Here is a 23757-nt window from a genome sequence, read left to right as displayed (position 1 = left end):
GCCCTACTCGTCGTCCGAAAATTCCGAGAAGATTGCGCGCGTCAGGCGCCAGCCGCGCGGCTTGGCACGTTTCGCGGGCTCGCCGGCAGCGTGCTTGACGAAGACGGGCTTGCTTTCCTTGCCGCGCTGGGGCGGGGGCCAATGCGCAAGGTGCGTGCCCGTGGTTTCGCTGGCGCGCACGAGCGTCGATGACAGACCTTTGCGGTCGGATGAGCCTTTCATGGCCTTGTTCTCCTGACACGGAAGCGTTGGCCAAATTTGTTGACAAGAAGTTAATGCGCGGGGTTTAAGGCCGGCCAATTCGACGCATGCGAAGCCGGATGCGGCGAGGTGCTGTCTCAATCAGCAATAATTATTGAGTATCTGGTTCCTTAGGAACTTCGCTAAAAACCGAGCGCGTCGTTTAGGCGATTTTTCGACGATTTGGGGGATAGTGATCCGCATGTGCGGGATTGTCGGCATTCTCGGGCGCGAGCCGGTTGCAGAGCAATTGGTGGATTCGCTCAAACGTCTTGAATATCGCGGCTATGACTCCGCGGGCGTCGCCACGCTCGAAGGCAAGCATCTTGCGCGCCGTCGCGCCGAGGGCAAGCTGAAGAATCTGGAGAAGCGGCTCGAAGCCGAGCCGCTCAAGGGCACTACCGGCATAGGTCACACGCGCTGGGCCACCCACGGCAAGCCAACCGTCAACAACGCCCATCCGCATGCGACCGAGCGCGTCGCTGTGGTCCATAACGGCATCATCGAAAACTTCCGCGAGCTGCGCGATGAGCTCGAGAAGAAGGGCACGGTCTTCCACACCCAGACTGACACCGAGATCGTGCTGCATCTCGTCGACGATCTCTTGACGCGCGGCAACAAGCCGGTGGAAGCCGTGAAGCTGACGCTGGCGCGGCTGCGCGGCGCCTTCGCGCTCGGCTTCATCTTCGCAGGTGAAGACGATCTGATGATCGGCGCTCGCAACGGTCCGCCGCTCGCGATCGGCTATGGCGACGGCGAGATGTATCTCGGCTCCGACGCCATCGCGCTGGGCCCGTTCACCGACACGATCAGCTATCTCGAGGACGGCGACTGGGTCGTGCTGACCCACAAGAGCGCCACGGTCTTCGACAAGGACGGCCACGCCGTCCAGCGCGAGAAGATCAAGCACGCCGCTTCGACCTCGCTGGTCGACAAGGCCAACTACCGCCATTTCATGGCGAAGGAAATCCACGAGCAGCCGGAAGTGGTCGGTCACACCCTGGCGCGCTATGTCGACATGGCGACCGAGCGCGTCTCGCTGCCGGTCAAACTGCCGTTCGACTTCAAGAACATTCAGCGCATCAACATCACGGCCTGCGGCACCGCGAGCTATGCCGGCTTCGTCGCCAAATACTGGTTCGAGCGCTTTGCGCGGGTGCCTGTTGAGGTCGATGTCGCCTCCGAATTCCGCTACCGCGAGGCGCCCTTGCGCAAGGGCGATCTGGCCATCTTCATCTCGCAATCGGGCGAGACTGCCGACACGCTGGCGGCGCTGCGTTACGCCAAAGCCGAGGGCGTGCACACGGTGGCCGTCGTCAACGTGCCGACCTCGACGATCGCGCGCGAGAGCGAGACGGTGCTGCAGACGCTGGCCGGCCCCGAGATCGGCGTCGCCTCGACCAAGGCCTTCACCTGCCAGCTCATGGTGCTGGCAAACCTGGCGATCGCGGCCGGCAAGGCCCGCGGCGAACTCTCCGACGAGGACGAGACCAAGCTGGTCCATGGCCTTGTCGAGATTCCGCGCCTGATGTCGGACGCGCTCACCACCGAGCTTCAGATCGAGAAGCTGGCGCGCGAGATCGCGAAATCGCGCGACGTGCTCTATCTCGGCCGCGGCACCAGCTTCCCGCTGGCGCTCGAGGGCGCGCTGAAGCTGAAGGAAATCTCCTACATCCACGCCGAAGGCTATGCCGCAGGCGAGCTCAAGCACGGGCCGATCGCGCTGATCGACGAGACCATGCCGGTCGTCGTGATCGCGCCTTACGACCGCGTGTTCGAAAAGACGGTGTCGAACATGCAGGAGGTCGCCGCCCGCGGCGGCAAGATCATCCTGATGACCGACGCCAAGGGTGCGGAGGAGGCGACCGTGGACTCCCTCGTCACCATCGTCATGCCCGACATGGCGGCGGCGTTCACACCGATGGTCTATGCCGTCCCGGTGCAGCTGCTCGCCTATCACACGGCTGTCATCATGGGCACCGACGTCGACCAGCCGCGCAACCTCGCGAAATCGGTGACCGTGGAATAGGCAGAAGGGATCAGGCCGGAACGCTAGGTGGTCTTCCAAAACCTGCTAGAAGACCCTAGCTTGACTGCAGCGACCGACCTGGAACCCGAATGACCACCCGCGACGACGCGCCTGCGCCGCTTGATCCCGCGCCCGAACCGCATACCGGCCTGATGGGCCGCTTCCGCAACTATTTCCTGACCGGCCTCGTCGTCACGGGGCCGGTGGCGATCACCTTCTATCTGGTCTGGTGGTTCGTCACCTGGGTCGATGGTGTGGTGCGGCCGTTCATCCCGCAGGCCTATCGGCCGGAAACCTATCTGCCGTACGTCATTCCCGGCTGGGGACTGGTTGTCGCATTTTTTACGCTGACGCTGGTCGGCTTTCTCGCCGCCAATCTGATCGGCCGAACGCTGGTCGATATCGGCGAGACCTTCCTCGGCCGCATCCCGGCCGTGCGCGCCATCTACCGTGGCCTGAAGCAGGTGTTCGAGACGCTGTTCTCGGGCAAGGGCTCGAGCTTCCGAAAGGTCGGCCTGGTCGAGTTTCCGTCGCCGGGCATGTGGTCGATCGTGCTGATCTCGCAATCGCCGAACGAGGACGTCGCGCGCAGCCTGCCGGGACAGGAGGAGCATGTCTCGGTGTTTCTGCCGTGCTCGCCGAACCCGACCACCGGCTTCTTCTTCTACGTGCCCAAGAGCAAGATCATCGAAGTGGACATGAGCACAGAAGATGCCGCGACGCTGATCATGTCGGCCGGCGTGGTCCAGCCGGGCTCGGCGCCCGACCCGAAGAAGGCCGCCGCACTCGCGGGCATGGCCAATGCCGCGCGCATCGCCAACGCCTCCGCGCTCCAGCCGCAGCCTGCGAAGGTGGAGTAGGGCCATTCCCGTTTCGGATGGCCGCATTCACGCAAGGACTTTCGTCGTCTGCTAATGTTCCGGTCGAGCTGAGCGCGTCGCTCGGTGTTCGGTCTGGAGTGCACGATGTCCAAAACCATTGCGATCCTCGCCCCCGGTGCCATGGGCAGCGCCGTGGCCCGCCGCCTCAGTGAAAACGGCGCGCGCGTGCTGACATCGTTGAAAGGGCGAAGCGAAGCGACGCGGAAACGCGCGGCGGATGCCGGCATGGTCGGTGCCGAGGACGACGCGATCGCAGACGCCGACATCATCCTCTCGATCGTGCCGCCGGGCGAAGCCGTGGCTTTGGCCGAACGCCTCGCCGCGCTGATCGTCAGGCGCGCGAAGAAGCCGCTCGTTGTCGACTGCAATGCCGTCAATGTCGATACCGTGCAACGGATCGAGGAGATCATCGGCTCGGCGCAGGCGCCGTTCGTCGACGGCGGCATCATCGGCTTTCCGCCGCAGCCTGGCGGCAAGAGCCCGGCCTTCTACATGTCCGGCGAGTACGCCAGGGATGCGGCGGTTCTGAAGGATTTCGGCCTCGACGTGCGGCTCGTCGAAGGCCCGGTCGGCGCGGCCTCCGCGCTCAAGATGTCCTATGCCGGCATCGTCAAGGGGCTCGCCGGCATCGGCTCGGCCATGGTGGTCGCGGCCACCAAAGCGGGCGCGGCGGACGCGCTGCGCGACGAACTCGCACTGAGCCAGCCCGCAATTTTAGCGCGGCTCGAAGTCGCGCTGCCGGACATGCTGCCAAAAGCCTATCGCTGGGTCGCGGAGATGCGGGAGATTTCCGGCTTCCTCGGCGCCGATCATCCCGCCAGCCAGATCTACGAGGGCTTTGCGCGCTGGTTCGAGCATCTCGCCGGAGATGTGAGCGGCGAAGCGGTGGATGCGGATCTGATGAAGGCGTTCGCCGCGAGCATCGCTAAGAAGAAGGCTTAGTCGTCTGAACCTGCGGAAACCGACTCCAGAAAGCCCTGGATGTCCCGGTCGCGTCTCAAGCGCACGACGGGGACATCGGGGCCATATTGCAGCCGCTCGGCCTCGATGACGGGCGCGCGCTCGATGTCGTAGCGCCACGCCTCCTGCATCAGTTTCCAGTCGAACTGTTCCGGACACCCCTCCGGCAGATCGGGCCTTGTCGTGTCGCGATCGAACGCAGAGCGCCAGAGAATGCGCCATTGGCAGAGCCAGCGCGGCCGGTCGATGACAACAAGCGTATCGGCGCGGGCGAGCGTGAGATCGAAGGCGAGCCCCGAGAAGCTGCCATCGACAATCCATTCGTCACCCGCGATCGCCTCAGTGACGCGCGTCCGGAAGCTCGGCTTGTCAGATGGCTTCCAGCCCGGCTGCCAATAGAGCACGTCGAGATGCACCACGGGCAATCCGAGCTCCCGCCCGAGATTCCGGGCGAGGCTGGTCTTTCCGCTTCCCTGGGAGCCAACGACGATGATCCGGCGCATGGCGGCAAGGTTTTCATAAAGTCAGCCGCGGCGAAAGGGTGAGTTCTGCGATCGACCCCATCCGCATCGTCATTGCGAGCGCAGCGAGGCAATCCAGACTGCCTCTGCGGAAAGACGCTGGATTGCCTCGCTGCGCTCGCAATGACAGGGAGGAGACCTCGCGAGGCCCATCTGCTATTGCTCCTGCGGAAGCAGTTCCTTTGCAATCGGAGTTCGAATGAGAGTGTTGGTGATCGGCGCGGGCGCGCTTGGCGGCTATTATGGAGCTCGCATGGTGCGGGCCGGGCGTGACGTGAGCTTCCTGGTGCGCGAGAAGCGGGCCGAGCAACTGCGCCGGACCGGATTGCAGGTCGTGAGCCCGCACGGCGACTTCGCCGTAGAGCCGAAGATCCTTCTGGCTGGCGATCTCAAGCAGACGTTCGACGTCGTGCTCGTCGGCGTGAAATCCTACTCGCTCGACGACGCCATGAGCCAGTTTGCGCCTGCCGTCGGCGCCGATACGATGATCCTGCCGATCCTCAACGGACTGAAGCATATCGACGCCCTGACCGCGCGGTTCGGCGCCGCGCGCGTCCTCGGCGGGCTCGCGAACGTCAGCGCCGGGCTCGACGCGGATGGCCGCGTCGTCCAGTTCATGGCCAATCAGACGATCGTCTTCGGCGAGACCGGGGGGGCGCTAACCGAGCGCGCGCTCGCGCTGGAGACTCTGCTCCACGTCCCCGGCATCGACGTGCGCGCCAGCGAAGCGATCATGCAGGACATGTGGGAGAAGTTCGTCCAGCTCTCAACGCTCGCCGGCATCACCTGCCTGATGCGCGCGAGCGTCGGCGACATCCTGGCCGTGCCGAATGGCGAGCAGTCGATCTTCCGCCTGTTCGCGGAACACTGCGCCGTTGCGACGGCTTCCGGGTTTGAGCCACGCGCCCCGTTCATCGAGTTCGACCGAAAACTCTTCACCACCCTGGACTCGCCGCTCAAGGCCTCGATGCTGCGCGATATCGAGCGCGGTTCGGTCACCGAGGCCGAGCATATCCTGGGCGATATGGCCAATCGTGCCCGCACGCTCGGCATCGACACGCCGCTGCTGGATCTGGCCCGTGCGCATGTGGCGGCCTATGAGGTCGGGCGCCGGAGAGCGGCAGGCTAACCGGCCCCGATCAGCGGAATCGCTTCGTCCCGCTCGTAGAGATACAGCAGGCAACGCAGCGCCTCGCCGCGGTCGCCCTTGAGCTTGGGATCGTCTTTCAGGATCCGCAGCGCCTCGTCACGGGCCTGGGTGATGAGCTGGCCGTGCACTTCCGAGCGCGCGATACGGTAGCCGGGCAGGCCGCTCTGGCGCACGCCCAGCACGTCGCCTTCGCCGCGCAGCTTCAGGTCCTCCTCGGCGATGCGGAAGCCGTCGGTGGTCTCACGGATGACTTTCAGGCGTGCCTTCGACATCTCGCCGAGCGGCTCCGAGTAGAGCAACAGGCAGGTCGAGGCTTCCGAGCCGCGCCCGATCCGTCCGCGCAGCTGGTGCAGCTGGGCGAGGCCGAAGCGTTCGGCATTCTCGATCACCATGATGGTGGCCGCCGGCACGTCGACGCCGACTTCCACCACGGTGGTTGCGACCAGCAGCCCGATCTCGTGGGCCGCGAACTGGCCCATCACGCGGTCCTTCTCGGTGCCCTTCATCTGGCCGTGGACGAGGCCGACGCGCTCGCCGAAACGTTTTTGCAGGCTCTCGAAACGCTTCGTTGCATTGGTGAGGTGCTCGGTGCCCTCGGCCTCGGATTCCTCGACCAGCGGGCAGATCCAGTAAACCAGCTTGCCGGATTCGAGAGCGCGGCCGATGCTGTCCGTGACCTCGCCGAGACGGCTCATCGATATGGTGCGGGTTTCGATCGGCTGGCGGCCGGCGGGCTTTTCGCGCAGCTCGGAGATGTCCATGTCGCCGAAATAGGTCAGCACCAGCGTGCGCGGGATCGGCGTGGCACTCAGCACCAGCACGTCAACGGCTTCGCCCTTGGACGTCAGTGCGAGTCGCTCGCGGACGCCAAAGCGGTGCTGCTCATCGACGACGGCGAGCGCGAGATCGTGGAAGATCACGTCGTCCTGGATCAGGGCGTGGGTGCCGACGAGCAAGTCAATCTCGCCTTCGGCAAGCTGGGCGATGATCTCGCGCCGCTCCTTGCCTTTTTCCCGGCCGGTGAGGATCGCGACCCGCAAGCCAGCGCGCTCGGCGAGCGGCGCAATGGTCTTGATGTGCTGGCGTGCCAGGATTTCGGTCGGCGCCATCAGCGCGGCCTGTTTGCCGACCTCGGTGACGGCGGCAGCGGCGAGCAGCGCCACCACCGTCTTGCCGGAGCCGACGTCGCCCTGGAGCAATCGCAGCATCCGCACCGGTTGTTGCAGATCGTTGGCGATCGCCGCGGCGGCGTCGCGTTGGGACAGCGTCAATGCATAGGGCAGGGCGTCGATGATCTTGTTGCGCAGGTGCCCGTTGCCGGCATTGCGTACGCCGGCCGGACGGCGCAGTTGCGCGCGGATCAGGGCCAGCGCGAGCTGCCCGGCGAGCAGCTCGTCGAAGGCCAGGCGCGACCAGAACGGTTTCTCGGGCAAGATGTCCGTGAGTTCGACCGGCTGATGAACGCGGTTGAGCGCTTCCGCGATTGGCGGGAAGTGGCAGCGGCGCATCACCTCCGGGCTGATCCATTCCGGCAAGGCGGGCAGCTTTTGCAGCGCCTGCGCGACCGCGCGGCGGAGCGATCCGAGCGCCAGGCCCTCGGTCAGGGGATAGACAGGATCAATCCCCGAGAGTTTGGAGATCGCCTCCTCGTCAAGCACGCGGTCGGGATGCACGATCTGCGGGATGCCGTCATACATCTGCAGTGTGCCGGAGACGTAGCGCTTCTCGCCGACAGGCAGCAGTTTTTCGACATAGCCGGGTTTGGCGCGGAAAAAAGTCAGGACGACGTCGCCGGTGTCGTCGCTGGCATAGACCAGATAGGGCGCGCGGGCGTTGCGGGGCGGAGGCGGGCGATGGCGATCCACCGTGACCTCCAGCGTCACCATGGTTCCCTGGGCGGCGTCACGGATTTTCGGCCGGGCCCGGCGGTCGATGACCTGGCTCGGCAGATGCAGCAGCAGGTCGACCAGCCGCGGCGTCTCGTTGCGGCTGAGCAGGTACTGCAACAGCTTGTCCTGCTTCGGGCCGACGCCGGGCAGGCTGGTCACGGGAGCAAACAGCGGATTGAGCAGGCTGGGGCGCATCGGGCGAACCTAGGATCGTTTCGGCCCGTCATGCCCGGCTTTACGCCGGGCATCCACGTCTTTTTTCGTGCCCTGTGGTGGCATCGGGCCAGATAAAATCCAAAGCCCAAATCGAGGGCTGACAGGGCCGGTCTCAATGGCTATATCAGCCCGGCCCGGCACGTCCGGGCTTTCGGCGTTTGACTGGATCTGAGACATGACGGGAACGACACGATCGAGCAACGGGCTGGACGATCGCCGCAAGCGGCTTCTGTTCCGCTGCTGGCACCGCGGCACGCGCGAGATGGACCTGATCCTCGGCCGCTTCGCGGATGCCGAGATCGGCAATCTCTCGGATGACGAGCTGACCGAGCTTGAGACCCTGCTCGAAGAGTCCGATCCCGATCTCTATGCCGCCATCACCGGCGACAAGGTGCTGTCGGCTGATGTCGCCGGCGCGCTGTTTGCGCGGATCAAGGCGTTCCCGATCACGGACGGCGATCTATGAAGCAGGGGATGAAGTCGCCGGCCGAGCTGCTCACGCCCGGCCGCGCGCTGACGCTTGCCAATGTTGCCGAGGGCGCCGAGGGCCTCGTCATCTCGGATCTGGCGCGCGCCATCGCGGCGCGGCCGAAGAAGCCGGCCGTCAGCCTCGCGGTGGTCTGCCGCGACGGTGCGCGCATGCAGCAGCTCGAACGCGCGCTGCAATTCTTCGCGCCCGATCTGCCGGTGCTGACGTTTCCGGCCTGGGACTGCCAGCCCTATGACCGCGTCTCGCCGCACGGTGGCATTCTGGCGCAACGCCTCACCACGCTGGCGCGGCTCGCGCCGCTGACCGGCAGCGACAAGCCGCTGATCGTGCTCACCACGGTCAACGCCATCGTGCAGCGCGTGCCCGCGCGCGAGCTCGTCGCGGCGCAGGCGCTGTCGGTTGCCCCCGGCAACGTCGTGCCGATGGACAGCATCATCGCCTGGCTCGAGCACAACGGCTACAACCGCTCCTCGACCGTGCGCGAGCCCGGCGAATATGCCGTGCGCGGCGGCATTCTCGATCTCTTCCCGGCCGGCCTCGAGCAGCCCGTTCGGTTCGACTTCTTCGGCGACAGCCTGGAATCGATCCGCACTTTCGACGCCGAGACCCAGCGCACGCTGCTTGACATGCGCGCGCTCGACCTGGTTCCGATCTCGGAATTCCAGCTCGTCACCGACACCATCCGCCGCTTCCGCATGGGCTATGTCGCCGAGTTCGGCGCGCCCGAGCGCGACGACGCGCTCTATGAGGCCGTCAGCGAAGGCCGCCGCCATCCCGGCATGGAGCACTGGCTGCCGCTGTTCCAGGACCGGATGGACACGCTGTTCGACTATCTGCAAGGCGCAGCCGTGGCGATCGAGCCGCAGGCCGAGGACGCCGTGCGCGAGCGCTTCAAGCAGATCCAGGACTATTACGAGGCCCGCCGCGACGCCATGGAGCATCCCGGCGGTGGCGCCATCTACAAGCCGCTGCCGCCTGATCGGCTGTATTTCACCGAAGACGAGTGGACCAAACGTCTTGGGGACATCCCGCTGGCGCGGCTGACGCAGTTCTCCGTGCCGGCCGACGGCACTTCGGTCGTTGATGCCGGGGCCCGCAAGGGCCGCGACTTTGCGCCCGAGCGTAACGACAGCACGGTCAACGTGTTCGAGTCCGTCGTCGCGCATGTCATGGGCCTGCAGGCGAACCGCAAGAAGGTCGTGATCGCGCTCTGGAGCGAAGGCTCGCGCGATCGCATGACCTCGATGCTGCGCGACCACAAGCTGACTCACACCACCAGCGTCAACGCCTGGCGGACGGTGCAGGCGACGCCGCGCAACGAGACCATGCTCGCCGTGCTCGGCCTGGAGGCCGGTTTCGAAACCGACGAGATCGCGCTGATCAGCGAGCAGGACATTCTGGGCGACCGCCTTGTGCGGACGCGCAAGGCCAGCCGCAAGCTCGACAATTTCATCTCGGAGATCACGAGCCTCACCGCGGGCGACATCGTCGTCCACGCCGATCACGGCATCGGCCGCTTTGTCGGCCTGCAGACGCTCGACGTTGCCGGCGCGCCGCATGACTGCCTCGAGCTGCATTACGCCGCCGACGCGAAGCTGTTTCTCCCCGTCGAGAACATCGAGCTGTTGTCGCGCTATGGCTCCGACCAGACCTCGGTGGAGCTCGATCGTCTCGGCGGCTCGGGCTGGCAGACCCGCAAGGCAAAACTCAAGAACCGCATCCGCGAGATCGCGGGCGAGCTGATCAAGATCGCCGCTGCGCGCCATCTGCACGAGGCGCCGAAGCTCCCGGTGCAGCAGGGCCTCTATGACGAGTTCTGTGCGCGCTTCCCCTATGACGAGACCGAGGACCAGCTCGGGGCGATCGAATCGACCCTGAAGGATCTCGAACTCGGCCGTCCCATGGACCGGCTGATCTGCGGCGACGTCGGCTTCGGCAAGACCGAGGTGGCGTTGCGTGCGGCGTTTGCCGTGGCGCTCGACGGCAAGCAGGTCGCGGTTGTGGTGCCGACCACGCTGCTGGCGCGCCAGCATCACAGGACCTTCACCGAGCGCTTCAAGGGCTTTCCGGTGAACGTGGCACAAGCCTCGCGTCTGGTCCCGGCCAAGGAGCTCAACCTGGTCAAGAAGGGCATCGCTGACGGTTCGGTCGACATCGTCGTCGGCACCCACGCGCTGCTCGGCAAGGCGATCAAATTCCGCGACCTCGGCCTCGTCATCGTCGATGAGGAGCAGCATTTTGGCGTCACCCACAAGGAGCGGCTGAAGGCGCTGCGTGCCGAAGTACATGTGCTGACGCTGTCGGCAACGCCGATCCCGCGCACGCTGCAACTGGCGCTCACCGGCGTCCGCGAGCTCTCCATCATCGCTTCGCCCCCGGTCGACCGCCTCGCGGTGCGCACCTTCGTTGCCCCGCATGATCCGCTGATGATCCGCGAGGCGCTGCTGCGCGAACGCTATCGAGGCGGTCAGGCGTTCTACGTCGTGCCGCGCATCGACGACCTCGCCGAGGTCAAGGATTTCCTCGACAAGAACGTGCCGGAGATGAAGGTCGCGGTCGCCCATGGCCAGATGCCGCCCGCCGTGATCGAGGACATCATGACCGCGTTCTATGACGGCAAGTTCGACATCCTGCTGTCGACCACCATCGTGGAATCGGGCCTTGATATTCCCAACGCCAACACGCTGATCGTGCACCGCGCCGACATGTTCGGCCTGGCCCAGCTCTACCAGCTCCGCGGCCGTGTCGGTCGCTCCAAGCTGCGCGCCTATGCGCTGTTCACGCTGCCGGCGCAGCAGAAGATCACCGCGCAGGCGGAGCGCCGGCTCACCGTGCTGCAGTCGCTGGAGACGCTGGGCGCAGGCTTCCAGCTCGCCTCGCACGATCTCGACATCCGCGGCGCCGGCAACCTGCTCGGCGAGGAGCAATCCGGCCACATCAAGGAGGTCGGCTTCGAACTCTACCAGTCGATGCTGGAAGAGGCGATCGTCAACCTCAAGGCCGGCGTCTCCGAGCCTGCCGCCGACCGCTGGTCGCCCTCGATCACCATCGGCATGCCTGTGCTCATTCCGGAGGATTACGTCAGCGACCTCTCGGTCCGGCTGTCGCTGTACCGGCGGCTGGCCGATCTCGACACCGAGGAGGAGATCGAGAATTTCGGCGCCGAGATGCGCGATCGTTTTGGCGTGCTGCCGGACGAGGTGCGCTACCTGTTCAAGGTTGCCGCGATCAAGGCGTTTTGCCGCCAGGCCAATGTCGAGAAGATCGACGCCGGCCCGAAGGGCGCCGTCATCGTCTTCCGCGACAATTCCTTCGCCTATCCCGATCGCCTGGTGAGCTTCATCCGCAGCTACGGCCAGGCCGCCAAGGTGCGGCCCGACATGAAGGTGGTGTTCCTGCAGGACTGGGAGACGCCGGAAGAGCGCCTGACCGGCACCACCGAGATCATGCGGCAGCTCGCACAACTCGCGCAGGCCAAGAAGGCGGCGTAGGGGCCGTAGTATTCCGGAGGCGGCGCAGCGCGGTGCGCCGCCTATAGGTCCGAAAACAGCGACATATGGCCACTTGCGGAATGCCCGAATAGCAGCCATACTAGGAGCATCGAGTTTCGGCCGAACGACTTGGCCTCGCCGCTGAACAGCGTGCCTGACTGACGACCCTCCCTCCAGATCTCGAATTCGCGGACTGTGCCTTTGAGCGCAGTTCTAAAGCCTTATCTATCTTAAAGGACGACCCCATGAATACGGGAACTGTGAAGTGGTTTAACGGTCAAAAAGGTTTCGGCTTCATTCAGCCGGACCAGGGCGGCCAGGATGTTTTCGTTCATATCAGCGCCGTTGAACGCGCCGGCATGAGCACCCTCAACGAGGGGCAGAAGGTTTCCTTCGAAATCGTCGCAGACCGCCGGACCGGCAAGTCTGCTGCGGACAATCTGCGCGCCGCCTAGGCTGACGCAATCGGTACTATGTTGCTTTGACCACGGATGTACTGGCAGAGCTTCTGGATCTCTCGACCCGCGACTGGTTTACCGGCCGCGGGTTTTTTTACACCGGCTGCGGGTTACCCCGTCCATCGAAACAGCTGAGGTCGCGCGCGTGTCTATCAATATCGATTCAGGCCAAGGATCAGACCAAGGATCAGACCATGAATCAGATCAGGAACACGACGACGTCATGTATCCGCAGGTCCTGCCGTTTGTGTTGATCCACGCCGGGTGCGTCGTGGCGATCTGGTCGGGCGTCTCATGGCAAGCTCTTGCGATCTGCGTCGCTCTGTATTGGCTGCGCATGTTCGGGGTCACGGCCGGATATCATCGCTACTTCTCGCATCGGGCTTACGCCACGAGCCGGGTATTCCAGTTCATCCTCGCCTTCCTTGCCCAGAGCAGCGCCCAGAAGAGCGTGCTTTGGTGGGCCGCCAAGCACCGTCATCACCATCTTCACTCCGATACGGCGCATGACGTGCATTCACCCCGGCACAAGGGCTTCGTGTACAGCCATGTCGGCTGGATCTTCTACCGGCAGCACGATGCGACCGACCTGGTGAAAGTAGCGGATCTGGCGTCGTATCCCGAGTTGATGTGGCTGCACAGGCTGGAGCTTTTGCCGGCGACGGTGCTCGCTGGTCTGTGCTTCCTCCTGGCGGGCTGGTCAGGACTTGTGGTCGGATTCCTCTGGAGCACCGTGCTTGTCTATCACGCCACGTTCTGCATCAATTCGCTCGCGCACGTTCACGGACGCAAGCGGTATGTGACCGGTGACGACTCCCGCAACAACTGGCTGCTCGCGCTGCTGACGATGGGCGAGGGGTGGCACAACAACCATCACGCCTACCAGGCCAGCGCCAGGCAGGGCTTCCGCTGGTATGAGATTGATCTGACCTATTATGTTTTGGTGGCCTTGTCCTGGCTCGGCATCGTCCGGGATCTGAAGATGCCGCCCAGGCAGGTTCTGCGCAATGAGCATCGGCTGGGATCACGCGTGATCAAGCAAGCGGCTGAGCAGCTCGCCGCTCGCTTTGATCCCGAACACATCGCGCTTGCGATCAGGGCGTCGATCCACGAGACCGAGTTGTCGGTGCGGGATGCGCTCAATCAGTTGCATCACCGTGCCGATCTGCGCCTGTCCAGCATGCCGACGCGCGACCAGCTGCTGGCTGAAGCGCAGCGCATGTTCGCCAAGACCATGTCGCTGGATGACATTGTCGACCGTGCCCACGAGCTCTTGAACGATTCTGTTGCCTTTCTCCTGGCCACGCCGGCTCACACGGCTAGCGCGAAAGCGAGTGGTCGCGTTTAGCACGAGGATCCTCAGAAGGAGCCGTCTGTCGACCGGGAGAGGTCCGCATAAGCCAGGGCTTCCTCGAGGCGGGCTTCGAGGGCCGGCTGGACCACGGCGAGTGCGTCGCTGCCGGCCGCGAACTGCCTCGGCGGATTGTCCATCTCGGCGATCTTGACGAGGACATCGCCGAGCCTGGCCGGATCGCCCTGCTGGGCGCCGTGATAGCCTGACCACATGTTTTCCGCAGTGCCTTCCGCGGCGTAGTCCTCGATCGTGCTGCCGGCATATTTGGCGTTGTGAGCATCAAGGAGGTCGGTCCGGAAGAAGCCGGGTTCGACCGCCGTGATCTTGATGCCGAACGGCTCGACCTCGTGCGTCACCGATGCCGAGAGGCCCTCGACGGCGAATTTTGCGGCGCTATAGGCCCCGCAGTGCTTGAAGCCGACGACGCCCGCGAGGGAACTGATGTTGATGATCCGGCCGGATCTCTGCTTCCGCATCGCCGGAAGCACCGCGCGCATGAGGTACATCACGCCGTAGAAATTGGTCGCGATCAGCTTCTCGATTTCGGCTGTGCTCAACTCCTCGAAATTGCCAAGCAGGCTATAGCCGGCATTGTTGACGAGAACGTCGATGCGCCCGAAGGCTTTGATCGCCGCGGCGACCGCAGGGTTGGCCTGGGCCTCGTTGGCGACGTCCAACTGAACGAACGCGAGGTTGTCGCCTGCGACGTCGTTCAGGGCATTGCGGACCTTGTCCAGGTTGCGGCCAGTCGCAACGACGCGATCGCCGGCCTTCAACGCCGCCCTGGCGGTTGCCGCGCCAATGCCGCTGCCGGCGCCCGTGATGAACCAGACCTTGCTCATGATTACTTCCTGTTCCCGGTGTTGAAAGGGCACTGGCGCCGGGGCTTGGCGGTCAGCCGCTAATTTGCAGGGACTGCGCCGATTTGCTGAAGCAATCCGAGCAGATCGGGCTGGCCGGTTTCTTCGATGATCTGCCCGTGCGACAGCCGATAGATGTTCAGCGCCTGGACCTCGATCTTCTTCCCGGTCGATGGGGTGCCGAAGAAGGTGCCGAGGTGAGTGCCTCGCATCGTGAAGCGAGCGGCCACCTTGTCATCTTCGGCGACCGTTTCATCGAGTGTCCATTGAATATCCGGGAAACCTCCGCGCATCATCTGGATAATGGCAAGATAACCCGCCGGTCCCCGCATCGGCTCGCTGCGCCCGGGGACATGGAAGATCGCATCGGGAGAAATGAGCTCTGCGGCCAGAGTCTCACTGGCAGTGTTGATGAACTCCGTGAAACGGATCATCACTTGCTTGCTCGCGCCTGATGTCATGACGTCATCTCGCTCTTCATGGACAATGTGGATCTTCGGACGACCACCGGGGCGGCCGCCGCCTGATCAGGCCAGTTTGAACGGGAGCTGACGCAGCGGCTTGCCGGTCAGCCGCGCGATGGCATTGGCGAAGGCTGGTGCCAGAGGTGGCAGGCCGGGTTCGCCCACGCCCGTGGGCGGCTCGGCGCTGGGCACGATGTGGACGTTGAATTCGGGCATGTCGGTGATGCGTGCGACGGTGTAGCCGTCAAAATTGCTCTGTTCGACCACGCCGTCCCTGAGCGTGATCGCCGACCCCGGCAGGCACATCGAGAGGCCAGTGACTGCGGCGCCCTGTACCTGGGCCTCCACGGTGCGTGGGTTCACGGCCAGATTGCAATGCACGCCGGCGGTCACGCGATGCAGCGCAGGCCGGCCGTCCTTCGCCGAGGCTTCCACCACATAGGCCACCACGGTATCGAAGGACTCGTGCACGGCCACGCCCCAGGCTCGACCCTCGGGCAGGCGCGTCTTGCCGTAGCCACTCTTGTCCACCGCCAATTGCAGCGCATCCCTGTGGCGCGGATGCTTGTCGCCGAACATCTGCATGCGATAGGCGACCGGATCCTGCTCTGTCGCGCGGGCGATCTCGTCGAGCAGGGTCTCCATCACGAAGGCGGTGTGGGTGGAGCCCACGCTGCGCCACCACAGCACCGGCACGTTGAGCTTGGGATGATGCACGGTCAGGCGCATTGGCAGCGGGTAGGGATCGCGCATGCCTTCGGTGGCCGTGCCGTCGATGCCGTTCTTGACCTGGAACTGCTCGAACACAGAGCCGGTGGTGATGGACTGACCCACAATGACGTGGTCCCAGGCCAGAACGTTGCCGCGCTCGTCGAAGCCGATGCGGGCGCGATGCAGATGCATGGGACGATAAAAGCCGCCCCGCATGTCATCTTCTCGGCTCCACAGCGTGCGGACCGGCGCGTTCAGCCCGGCGGCGCGCGCGGCCTTCGCGATCTCGCAGGCCTCGACCACCATGTCGCTCGTGCTGGAGAAACGCCGGCCGAAGCCGCCGCCGGCCATTTGCACGTTCACCGTGACCTGCTCGGGCTTGAGGTTCAGCACGCGTGCCGCCGCGCCCGCGTCCAGCCCGGCGCACTGGCTGCCGATCCACAATTCGGCGCGGCCCTCGGTGACGGCAACGGTGCAGTTCAACGGCTCCATCGCCGCGTGGGCGAGGTAGGGGAAAACGAACTCGGCTTCCAGTTGCCGGGGGGCCGTGGCGAGGGGCGCCATATCGGCGTCGAACTTGCGCGGGCCGGGGTGGCCAGCCAGTTCGCGATACTGGGCGAGCTGCCGTCCGCTGTCGACCTTCTCCACCTTCGCGGTGTCCCATTCCAGCTTCAGGGCGTCGCGGCCCTGCGTGGCCTGCCAGTATCCGTCGGCGACCACCGCGATGCCTTCGGCGCCGCCATCCAGCGGCACGCGCAGCACGACCTTGACGCCCTTGACGGCGCGCGCCGCGCTGTCATCCACCCGGGCAAGGCGCGCCCCGAACACTGGCGGACGCGCCACGACGGCGGTCAGTTGGCCGGGCAGGCGCATATCGATGCCGAAATCCTGTCGCCCGCTGCTCTTGGCGCGCGCATCCAGGCGCGGCGTCGGGCGGCCGATGATGCGGAAATCCTTCGGATCCTTCAGCGTAACCTTCTCGGGCACCGGCTGGGCCATGGCAGCCTTGGCCAGTTCGCCGTAACCGAGCTTGCGGCCGCCGGGGCCGAGCACCGTGCCGGCCTGCGTGCGCAGCGTGGCCACATCGACCTTCCAGCGTGCGGCGGCGGCGCCGAGCAGCATGGCCCGCGCGCGTGCGCCGAGTTCGCGGTATTGCGTAAAGCTGTTCTTGATCGAATGGGAGCCGCCGGTGAGATGAATGCCGAAGATCGGATCGGCGTAGGCTGCATCGCTCGTGCCGTGCCGGCTGCGCACCAGGCTCCAATCGGCGTCGAGCTCCTCCGCCAGGATCATCGGCAGCGCAGTATGAACGCCCTGTCCAAATTCCAGCCGGTTGATCGTCACCATGACCTCGCCATTGCCTTCGATTTGAACGAAGGCCGACGGCTGCTGCGTCGGCTTGAGGCTGCTGGCGGCATTACCACCGGCGGTCGTCGCGCCCATCGCGATATGCGGAAAGGCGCCGAGCGCCAGGCCGGTGGCGCCGGCGAATTTCAGGAAGCTGCGGCGTGGCAGCGTCTTCACGGTCTGATCCCGCTCCAGCATGTGCTGTAGCGCGCGCGGCAGGTCGGTATAGTCGATGTTGGGCAACATGGCGGCTCCTTCAGGCGAGCGTGCGTGCGGCGTCGGCTACGGCGGCGCGGATGCGGACATAGGTGCCGCAGCGGCAGATGTTGCCGGCCATCGCCTCGTCGATTTTGTCGGCGCCGGGTTGCTGGCCGCGGGGCAGCGACTTGAGCAGAGCGATGGCGCTCATGATCTGGCCGCTCTGGCAGTAGCCGCACTGCGCCACGTCGTGCTTGATCCAGGCGGCATGCACGGCGGCACCGACGCGGTCGGTGCCGTCGGTCGCGGCTTCGATGGTGGTGAGTTTCTTGCCCTCGGCCTCGGAGACGGGTGTGATGCAGGAACGAATGGCCTCGCCATCCAGATGCACCGTGCAGGCTCCGCACTGGGCGGCGCCGCAGCCGAACTTCGTGCCGGTCAGCCCAATGACGTCGCGCAGCGCCCAGAGCAGGGGCATCGCAGGATCGGCATCGATCGTGACCTCTCGGTTGTTCACCGTCAGCTTCATGAGTTTGCTCCTTGCGGACTGTCGAGCAGACCGGCGTGATCAATCGGAGTTGCCGACATCCGGATTATGTTCGGACGGTCGCCTCGGCGTCGTCTGAACCGGTGCGGCCCGCTGACTGATAACCCTGGTTGTCGATTCCGATTAGGCGCTATAATTCGCTTAAGCTTATGCATGTGGTGCATGAATGAAACGCGACGATCTCTATGACCTCGCCGCCTTCGCGGTTGTCGCGGAGCAGGGCAGTTTCACCCGCGCGGCAGCCGAGCTCGGCATGTCGCAGTCGGCGTTGAGCCATGCCATGAAGGCGCTGGAAGAGCGGCTCGGGGTGCGGCTGCTGTCGCGCACCACGCGCTCGGTATCGACGACGGAGGCGGGCGAGACGCTGCTGCGTTCGCTGCGTCCCGCGCTGGACGAAATTTCCTCAGGCGTGAATGCGGTCGGCGCTCTGCGCGGCAAGCCGTCCGGCACCGTCCGCCTCACCGCAACCAAGCATGCCGTCTCATCCGTCGTGATGCCTGTCCTGCCGCGTTTCCTCGCGGCCTATCCCGATATCCGGGTGGATATGATCGTTGATGACAACCTGACCGACATCGTCGCGGAGCGTATCGACGCCGGCATCCGTTTCGGCGACATCGTCGAGAAGGACATGATCGCCGTCCGCATCGGGCCGGACATCCGGATGGCCGTCGTCGGCGCGCCCTCGTATTTCGCCGACCATCCGGTGCCCAGGACACCCCGCGAGCTCGCCCGGCACCGCTGTATCAACTACCGGCATGTCAGATCAGGCGGGCTCTATGCCTGGGACTTCGAGGAGAAGGGGCGACCGTTCGAGGTTCGTGTGGAAGGCCCCCTGGTCTTCAACAACTCCGACCTGACGCGAGAGGCGGCCCTGGCAGGCCAGGGGCTCGCCTATGTCTACGAGGATGAGGTGATGGCTGACGTCAAGGCCGGGCGGCTCAGGCGAATTCTGGAGAGATGGTGCCCGACTTTCCCCGGCTACTATCTGTATCACACCAGCCGCCGGCAAACGCCGCCCGCACTGGCTGCACTCATTGCTGCGCTTCGTTACAAGCCGTAAGCGAGGACGTCGTGTGGCTACGATGCCGCCCGCGATGCGTCGGCCGACAGCCGCGCCAGCAGTGACCTTGCCGTATCCGACGACGACAGCGAGTCCACGCTGACCACGGGATCGCTGCGCATCTCGTGCTTGCCGTTGGAGGTGTGCCGCATCACCGCGGAGAGGCGGCGGGCGATCATGTGTGCCGTGCGGAAGTCGGTCTCGGCGAACACGACGATGACCGAGCCGTCCTTCTGCGCCGCGCCAAAGTCCATCTGCCGCATCAGGCGGCTCAGGATGCGCGCGGCATCGAGCTGGGCGCGGGGATTGTTGGGATCGAACGCGAAGCGTGCCACCGACAGGCCGCCGCCGCGGGCCAGTGCCTGCTCGACAGCCTTGGCAAAATCGCGGGCAAAGGCTTCCGTCGTGAGCAGGCCGCTGCGCGGATCGAGCCAGCCGCCGGCGTCGATCGAGCGCAGCGTGCGGCTCAATTGCGCTTCCATCGCGTGCTGACGGATCAGCGGCAGCGCGTTGGCAGCGACCTTCGCCGGCTCGCCCGGAATGAGCTCGAGATTGGGCAGATCGTAGGTCTGCACCAGCTGGTGTGCGGTGACGACCACGGGCAGGGTGCGGAAGCGGGTGTCCTCGGCCAGCACCGTGAGAAAGGCATCCGTGACGCGCGCGGTAAAGCCTTCGGCGAGCACGACGCCGTCGATGTCGCGGGTGTTGAGATGCTTGGCCGCGGCCTCGATCGAGAGCGCGCCGATGACGCCGACGCGCTCACCAAGCGCAACGGAGAGCGCAGGATAGGCCGCGCCACGACCGATCAGCAGCACGGTCGCGTCGCGCGACGGATCGCTCTCCGGCAGCACGACCTTCATCTCGGGCAGCCGGCGCAGCACGGTGGCATGAAGGGTGCGCACCCGTAGCGCGGCGCGCAACCGCGCGCTGAGGCGATCGGGATGGCCGGCACGCGAGGCGAAGGGCAGGGCGTTGTGGGGCAGCGTGCCCGGCGCATCCAGGGCGACGAAGGGAAGGTAGGGCGATTGGTCGGCGATCTTGCGGGCGAGCAGCGCCAGATGCGGCTCGCGTTCACTGGTCATCGCGGCGAGGACCGCGGCCGGCTGCACCTGCTCGACCGCGCGCGCCGCGCTGGCCCAGTCGGTGTCGACCACGGGGAAGAGACGGGCCTCGTCCAGCGCCGCGACGATTGCGGGTCGCTCGGCATTGGACACAAAGAGGATCGGGCCCGCCTGGGACATTAAGGAACTCTGATGACGCAACAGATGCTGCGCAATCTAGTCCGGCCGCCTTAATGCAGCGTCAATGATGGGTGCGAAAGTGCGCCTAGGCCGCCCCGGAGCGGTCGCGAAAAGCCTCGACCATCAGGGGGTTAAGCCCGAGCTCGTTGAGCGCCTCGCGGGCGCGGGCATTGTCCTGGGCTCTTCCCGCCAGCCGGTGACCGCTGAGGCGGTCCGGCAGCGCGGTGAGCAGGGCGCCCTGGCCGAGCCGGCGCGCCCATTCCTGAAGGTCGTTGGAGAGGAAGCGGTAGCCGCCGACGGCCATGATGCCGGAGGGCGGCGCGGTGATGCAGATCGCGCCGCTCGGACGGTCGAGCCGCGCCGCATAGCCGGTGTCGACAAAGTCGCGCGGCGGCTGCGCGATCAGGGTGTCACCGACCGGCTGCGGTGGGGCGTAGGCGGCGATCGGCACCATCGGGCCGCGCAGGCCAAGTGTGCCCTTCGGCGTCAGCAGGATCTCGCCGGCGATGGAGGAGCCGGACTGTTCGCGCGGAGCACCGTGCGGCCCGGGCATCACCGCCACAGGCATGCCGTCCTCGCCGCGGCGGGCGCCGAACAGGCCGGCCTCGCCGAACAGATAGACGTCGGTCAGCGGCGCATGCGGCGCGGTCCACGCCTCGCTCGTCGACACCTGCTCTGGCGCGCGCCACAGGCCGATGACGTTACGCAAGCTCGGCATTCGCGCCGCCAGGCCGGAATCGCCGAGCCGCAGCGCGAGCTGCGCGGGCGCGATCAGCACCTCGCATTCATGCTCGTTGATCTGCTGCTCCAGCACGTCGTTCTCGAATGGATGATGCAGCGCCAGCGTGCCGCCCGAGAGCAGCCACACCGCGAGCGAGGAGGCGAGCCCTGCGAACGACATCGGCGTGAATGCCGCCATCACGGTCGCGCCCTGCCTGATGTCGGCTTCGAGCGACATCGCAAGCCCACCGGCGATCAGGCTGAAATGCGGCCGCGGCACCGGGCGAAAGCCTTCCGCCGTGACGTCGAAGGAGATCATCGCCGCCTTGCGGCCGTCCTGGATCACGGCGCGCCCGGTGCCGGGCGGGCGGGCCAGCACGTCGTCGAGCGAGGCCATGCCTTCGGGCAGATCGGTACCGAAGCCGCAGACATGGCGAATCGAGAAGGCTTCCGCGGCGGCATGCATCGCGAGGTCGGCATAGCTGACGCCGTCGACCTTGCTCATGGTGACGATGGCGCGCGCCGCGGTGCGGTTGAGCGCGGCGGTCAATTCCGCATGGCGCCATAGCAGCGGCAGCACCGCAACGACGAGGCCGGCGCGATGGGCGGCGAGCACGGTCAGCACGAACTCGACCGTGGCGGGCAACTGGATCGCGATGACCGAATTGGCCGGCAGGCCCGATTCGACGAAATAGGCCGACAGCGCCTCGATGGCGGTATCGGCCTCGGCATAGCTCAGCCGCCGCGGCTCGTGCCCGGTCACGCGCGCCTTGTTGAGCGGATCGAGCAAGGCGGGCGCATGCGCCTGCCGCATCAGCGTGCGCTGGAACAGCGTGTCGAGCGTCGGCGATATTGCTGGCTGGTTCACGGCGTCACTTCGCTTGCCTGGCCCTAAGGCTCACCCTTCGACCACCAGCTCTCCGGCAGGTAGCCGGACAGCGCGGTAGCCTTTGGTCGTTCTATCCGATTCCAGCGCGCGATCCATTGCTCGGATACGTTAAACAGGGGGATTGTGTAGAAGCCCGCGATCAGGGCGCGGTCGAGCGCGCGCACCGCCGAGACGAAGGCCGTATGTTCACGGGCTTCCAGCAGGGCGGCGATCATGGCGTCGACGGCCGGATCCCTGGCGCCCATGTAGTTGCGGGTGCCCGGATTGTCGGCGGCAGCGCTGCCCCAATAGAAATACTGCTCGTTGCCGGGGGAGAGCGACTGGTCCCAGCGGTTCTGGATCATGTCGAACTCGTAGGCGAGCCGGCGCTGGTCGAACTGGACGGGATCGACCGCGCGCACGCTCGGCTCGATGCCGGCGCGCTTGAGGTCGCGCTGGAAGGCAAGCGCAACGCGCTCCTGGTCGCGGGTGGTGACCAGGATCTCGAAGGTGAAGGGCGCCTTGGTCGTGCGGTTGCGCAGCACGGTGCCGTCGAGATCGTAGCCGGCCTCCGACAACAGCTTGAGCGCCGCGCGCAGCGTGGTGCGGTCGCGCCCGGATCCGTCGGTCACCGGCAGGCGGTAGCTGCCGTCCATGATATCGGGCGGGATTTGTGCCGCGAACGGTTTGAGCAGCTCGCGTTCGCGCGCATCCGCAGCCTTGCCATAGGCCGACAGGTCCGAGCCGGCGAAATAGCCGGCAGCGCGTGAATAGAGCGAGAAGAAGTAGTTGCGGTTGACCAGCTCGAAATCGAACAGCAACGTCAGGGCCTGGCGCACGCGGATATCGGCGAATACAGGACGGCGGGTGTTGAAGACCAGGAATTCGGAAGGCTGCGGCACGCCGGGCTTGACGGTGTCACGGATCACCTCGCCAGTCTTCGCCGCGGGAAAATCGTAGCCGTCGTGCCAGCGCAGCGGCTCGTTCTCGACACGGAAATCATAAAGGCCGCGCTTGAAGGCTTCGAACTGGCCGTTGGCCTCGCGGAAATAGTCGAGCCTGATCTCGTCGAAATTGTAGAGCCCGCGATTGGTGGGAAGGTCGCGGCCCCAATAGTCGGGATTGCGCGTCAGCGTCACGCTGGCGCCGGGCTTCACCGCGGTGACGCGATAGGGCCCCGAGCCGACCGGGCCCGTCAGCGTCGTCTCCTCGAAGGTCGCGACATCGACCGCGTGCTTCGGCAGGATCGGCATCAGGCCGAGGATCAGCGGCAGCTCCCGGTCGTTGGCACCGGTCAGATCAAAGCGGACCGTGAGGGGATCCGTCGCCTCGGCCCTGGTGGCCTTGGCATAGTATTGCCGCAGGTTCGGACGGCCGTGGTCGCGCAGCAGCTGCCAGGAGAACAGCACGTCCTCGGCGGTGACCGGCTTGCCGTCGGAGAAGCGGGCGCGGGGATCGAGACGGAAGGTGACATAGCTCCGCTCGTCGTCGGTCTCGACAGATTTGGCGAGCAGGCCGTAGAGCGTAAACGGTTCGTCCTGGCCGCGCGCCAAAAGGCTCTCGACGACGTAGCTCCGCATCTGCTGCACGGCCAGTCCCCTCACGATGAAGGGATTGAGGCTGTCGAAGGTGCCGAGCAGGCCCCAGGTCAGCCGGCCGCCCTTGGGGGCATCCGGGTTGGCGTAGGGCATGTGGGTGAAATCGGCTGATAGCGCCGGCTTGCCGTGCATGGCGATGGCATGGGCCGGCTCGGCGCGCGCGCTGCCGGCCGTCAGCCCAACTGCGAGCGCAACGGCAAGGACGCAGAGGCGGATACCGGGGCCCTCGAGCAGGCGCTGGAACATGAACATCGGCACACGTTGATTCGAGGACCGGCTACCTTGAATCCTATCACAGGGAATTTGACTGAACGCTGAGTCCGATGCGGTCAAAGACGCTTGTCGGCATTGATCTTTTCGTCGGCCACGTTAAGAAGGCACGCAATCGCGCAAGAGCGTCGAGCCCGTCACTTATCCGCCTCAATTGACGGGGAGAGAGCCGCGCCCAAGGCGGCCAGGTTCGG

The 23757-nt window shown here is 65.5% G+C and carries 19 protein-coding genes; 9 read left to right on the top strand and 10 right to left on the bottom strand.

Annotated features, from left to right (window positions below; all coding sequences use genetic code 11):
• Positions 1 to 3: 3 nt before the first annotated feature.
• The gene (locus AC1RR3_RS28190; RefSeq protein ID WP_492826770.1) at positions 4 to 222 is read right to left on the bottom strand and encodes a hypothetical protein; all 219 of its coding nucleotides are present in this window, start codon (positions 220 to 222) and stop codon (positions 4 to 6) included.
• A 220-nt stretch (positions 223 to 442) separates the two neighbouring features.
• On the opposite strand from AC1RR3_RS28190, the gene glmS reads away from it, so the two are divergent.
• The 3 genes from glmS to AC1RR3_RS28175 all read left to right on the top strand — a co-directional run bounded on the left by glmS (position 443) and on the right by AC1RR3_RS28175 (position 4092).
• The gene (gene glmS / locus AC1RR3_RS28185) at positions 443 to 2269 is read left to right on the top strand and encodes a glutamine--fructose-6-phosphate transaminase (isomerizing) (RefSeq protein ID WP_492826768.1); all 1827 of its coding nucleotides are present in this window, start codon (positions 443 to 445) and stop codon (positions 2267 to 2269) included.
• Between the two features lie 89 nt (positions 2270 to 2358).
• On the top strand, positions 2359 to 3129 hold the full coding sequence (locus AC1RR3_RS28180; RefSeq protein WP_492826766.1) for a DUF502 domain-containing protein: 771 nt from the start codon (positions 2359 to 2361) through the stop codon (positions 3127 to 3129).
• A 105-nt stretch (positions 3130 to 3234) separates the two neighbouring features.
• Positions 3235 to 4092 carry an NAD(P)-dependent oxidoreductase gene (locus AC1RR3_RS28175; protein ID WP_492826764.1) on the top strand — a complete coding sequence of 286 codons (858 nt, stop codon included), beginning with the start codon at positions 3235 to 3237 and terminating at the stop codon, positions 4090 to 4092.
• Here the strand turns inward: AC1RR3_RS28175 and AC1RR3_RS28170 are convergent.
• Positions 4089 to 4613 (bottom strand): P-loop NTPase family protein, encoded by a 525-nt coding sequence (locus tag AC1RR3_RS28170; protein ID WP_492826762.1) that lies wholly within the window; start codon positions 4611 to 4613, stop codon positions 4089 to 4091. The genes AC1RR3_RS28175 and AC1RR3_RS28170 overlap by 4 nt on opposite strands.
• A 217-nt stretch (positions 4614 to 4830) precedes the next feature.
• Here AC1RR3_RS28170 and panE point away from each other — a divergent pair, with 217 nt between their 5' ends.
• Positions 4831 to 5760 carry a 2-dehydropantoate 2-reductase gene (panE, locus tag AC1RR3_RS28165; RefSeq protein ID WP_492826760.1) on the top strand — a complete coding sequence of 310 codons (930 nt, stop codon included), beginning with the start codon at positions 4831 to 4833 and terminating at the stop codon, positions 5758 to 5760.
• On the opposite strand, the gene recG is transcribed toward panE, so the two are convergent.
• A complete protein-coding gene (gene recG / locus AC1RR3_RS28160; protein ID WP_492826758.1) occupies positions 5757 to 7865 on the bottom strand; it encodes an ATP-dependent DNA helicase RecG in 2109 nt (702 codons plus the stop codon). The two genes, panE and recG, sit on opposite strands and share 4 nt — an antisense overlap.
• 196 nt (positions 7866 to 8061) lie before the next feature.
• Here recG and AC1RR3_RS28155 point away from each other — a divergent pair, with 196 nt between their 5' ends.
• From AC1RR3_RS28155 to AC1RR3_RS28140, 4 genes are all read left to right on the top strand, one after another.
• Positions 8062 to 8352 carry an FAD assembly factor SdhE gene (locus AC1RR3_RS28155; RefSeq protein WP_492826756.1) on the top strand — a complete coding sequence of 97 codons (291 nt, stop codon included), beginning with the start codon at positions 8062 to 8064 and terminating at the stop codon, positions 8350 to 8352.
• Positions 8349 to 11867 (top strand): transcription-repair coupling factor, encoded by a 3519-nt coding sequence (gene mfd, locus AC1RR3_RS28150; protein ID WP_492826755.1) that lies wholly within the window; start codon positions 8349 to 8351, stop codon positions 11865 to 11867. Before AC1RR3_RS28155 ends, mfd begins: the two co-directional genes overlap by 4 nt.
• Before the next feature lie 245 nt (positions 11868 to 12112).
• Positions 12113 to 12322, top strand: a complete 210-nt coding sequence (locus tag AC1RR3_RS28145) for a cold-shock protein (RefSeq protein WP_492826754.1) — start codon at positions 12113 to 12115, stop codon at positions 12320 to 12322.
• 226 nt (positions 12323 to 12548) lie between these two features.
• Positions 12549 to 13673 (top strand): acyl-CoA desaturase, encoded by a 1125-nt coding sequence (locus tag AC1RR3_RS28140; protein WP_492826752.1) that lies wholly within the window; start codon positions 12549 to 12551, stop codon positions 13671 to 13673.
• A gap of 11 nt (positions 13674 to 13684) precedes the next feature.
• Here the strand turns inward: AC1RR3_RS28140 and AC1RR3_RS28135 are convergent, their stop codons facing one another.
• The 4 genes from AC1RR3_RS28135 to AC1RR3_RS28120 all read right to left on the bottom strand — a co-directional run bounded on the left by AC1RR3_RS28135 (position 13685) and on the right by AC1RR3_RS28120 (position 17788).
• Positions 13685 to 14521: an SDR family oxidoreductase gene (locus tag AC1RR3_RS28135; RefSeq protein ID WP_492826750.1), complete on the bottom strand. Its 837-nt coding sequence runs from the start codon at positions 14519 to 14521 to the stop codon at positions 13685 to 13687.
• A 59-nt stretch (positions 14522 to 14580) separates the two neighbouring features.
• Positions 14581 to 15000: an ester cyclase gene (locus tag AC1RR3_RS28130; protein WP_492826748.1), complete on the bottom strand. Its 420-nt coding sequence runs from the start codon at positions 14998 to 15000 to the stop codon at positions 14581 to 14583.
• 66 nt (positions 15001 to 15066) lie between these two features.
• Positions 15067 to 17307 carry a xanthine dehydrogenase family protein molybdopterin-binding subunit gene (locus AC1RR3_RS28125; protein WP_492826746.1) on the bottom strand — a complete coding sequence of 747 codons (2241 nt, stop codon included), beginning with the start codon at positions 17305 to 17307 and terminating at the stop codon, positions 15067 to 15069.
• A gap of 10 nt (positions 17308 to 17317) precedes the next feature.
• Positions 17318 to 17788, bottom strand: a complete 471-nt coding sequence (locus AC1RR3_RS28120) for a (2Fe-2S)-binding protein (RefSeq protein ID WP_492826744.1) — start codon at positions 17786 to 17788, stop codon at positions 17318 to 17320.
• A gap of 184 nt (positions 17789 to 17972) precedes the next feature.
• Here AC1RR3_RS28120 and AC1RR3_RS28115 point away from each other — a divergent pair, with 184 nt between their 5' ends.
• Positions 17973 to 18866 carry a LysR family transcriptional regulator gene (locus AC1RR3_RS28115; RefSeq protein WP_492826742.1) on the top strand — a complete coding sequence of 298 codons (894 nt, stop codon included), beginning with the start codon at positions 17973 to 17975 and terminating at the stop codon, positions 18864 to 18866.
• Between the two features lie 17 nt (positions 18867 to 18883).
• Here the strand turns inward: AC1RR3_RS28115 and AC1RR3_RS28110 are convergent, their stop codons facing one another.
• The 3 genes from AC1RR3_RS28110 to AC1RR3_RS28100 form a co-directional block, all read right to left on the bottom strand.
• Positions 18884 to 20107 carry a GGDEF domain-containing protein gene (locus tag AC1RR3_RS28110; protein ID WP_492826740.1) on the bottom strand — a complete coding sequence of 408 codons (1224 nt, stop codon included), beginning with the start codon at positions 20105 to 20107 and terminating at the stop codon, positions 18884 to 18886.
• 85 nt (positions 20108 to 20192) lie between these two features.
• Positions 20193 to 21695, bottom strand: a complete 1503-nt coding sequence (locus AC1RR3_RS28105) for an AMP-binding protein (RefSeq protein ID WP_492826738.1) — start codon at positions 21693 to 21695, stop codon at positions 20193 to 20195.
• A gap of 23 nt (positions 21696 to 21718) precedes the next feature.
• Positions 21719 to 23545: an extracellular solute-binding protein gene (locus tag AC1RR3_RS28100; protein ID WP_492826814.1), complete on the bottom strand. Its 1827-nt coding sequence runs from the start codon at positions 23543 to 23545 to the stop codon at positions 21719 to 21721.
• Between the last annotated feature and the right edge of the window lie 212 nt (positions 23546 to 23757).

The organism is Bradyrhizobium sp. GW821-FHT13H05, from assembly GCF_058804065.1.
Note: the sequence above shows the minus strand (reverse complement) of the source record. Positions and strands in the feature narration are given on the sequence as shown.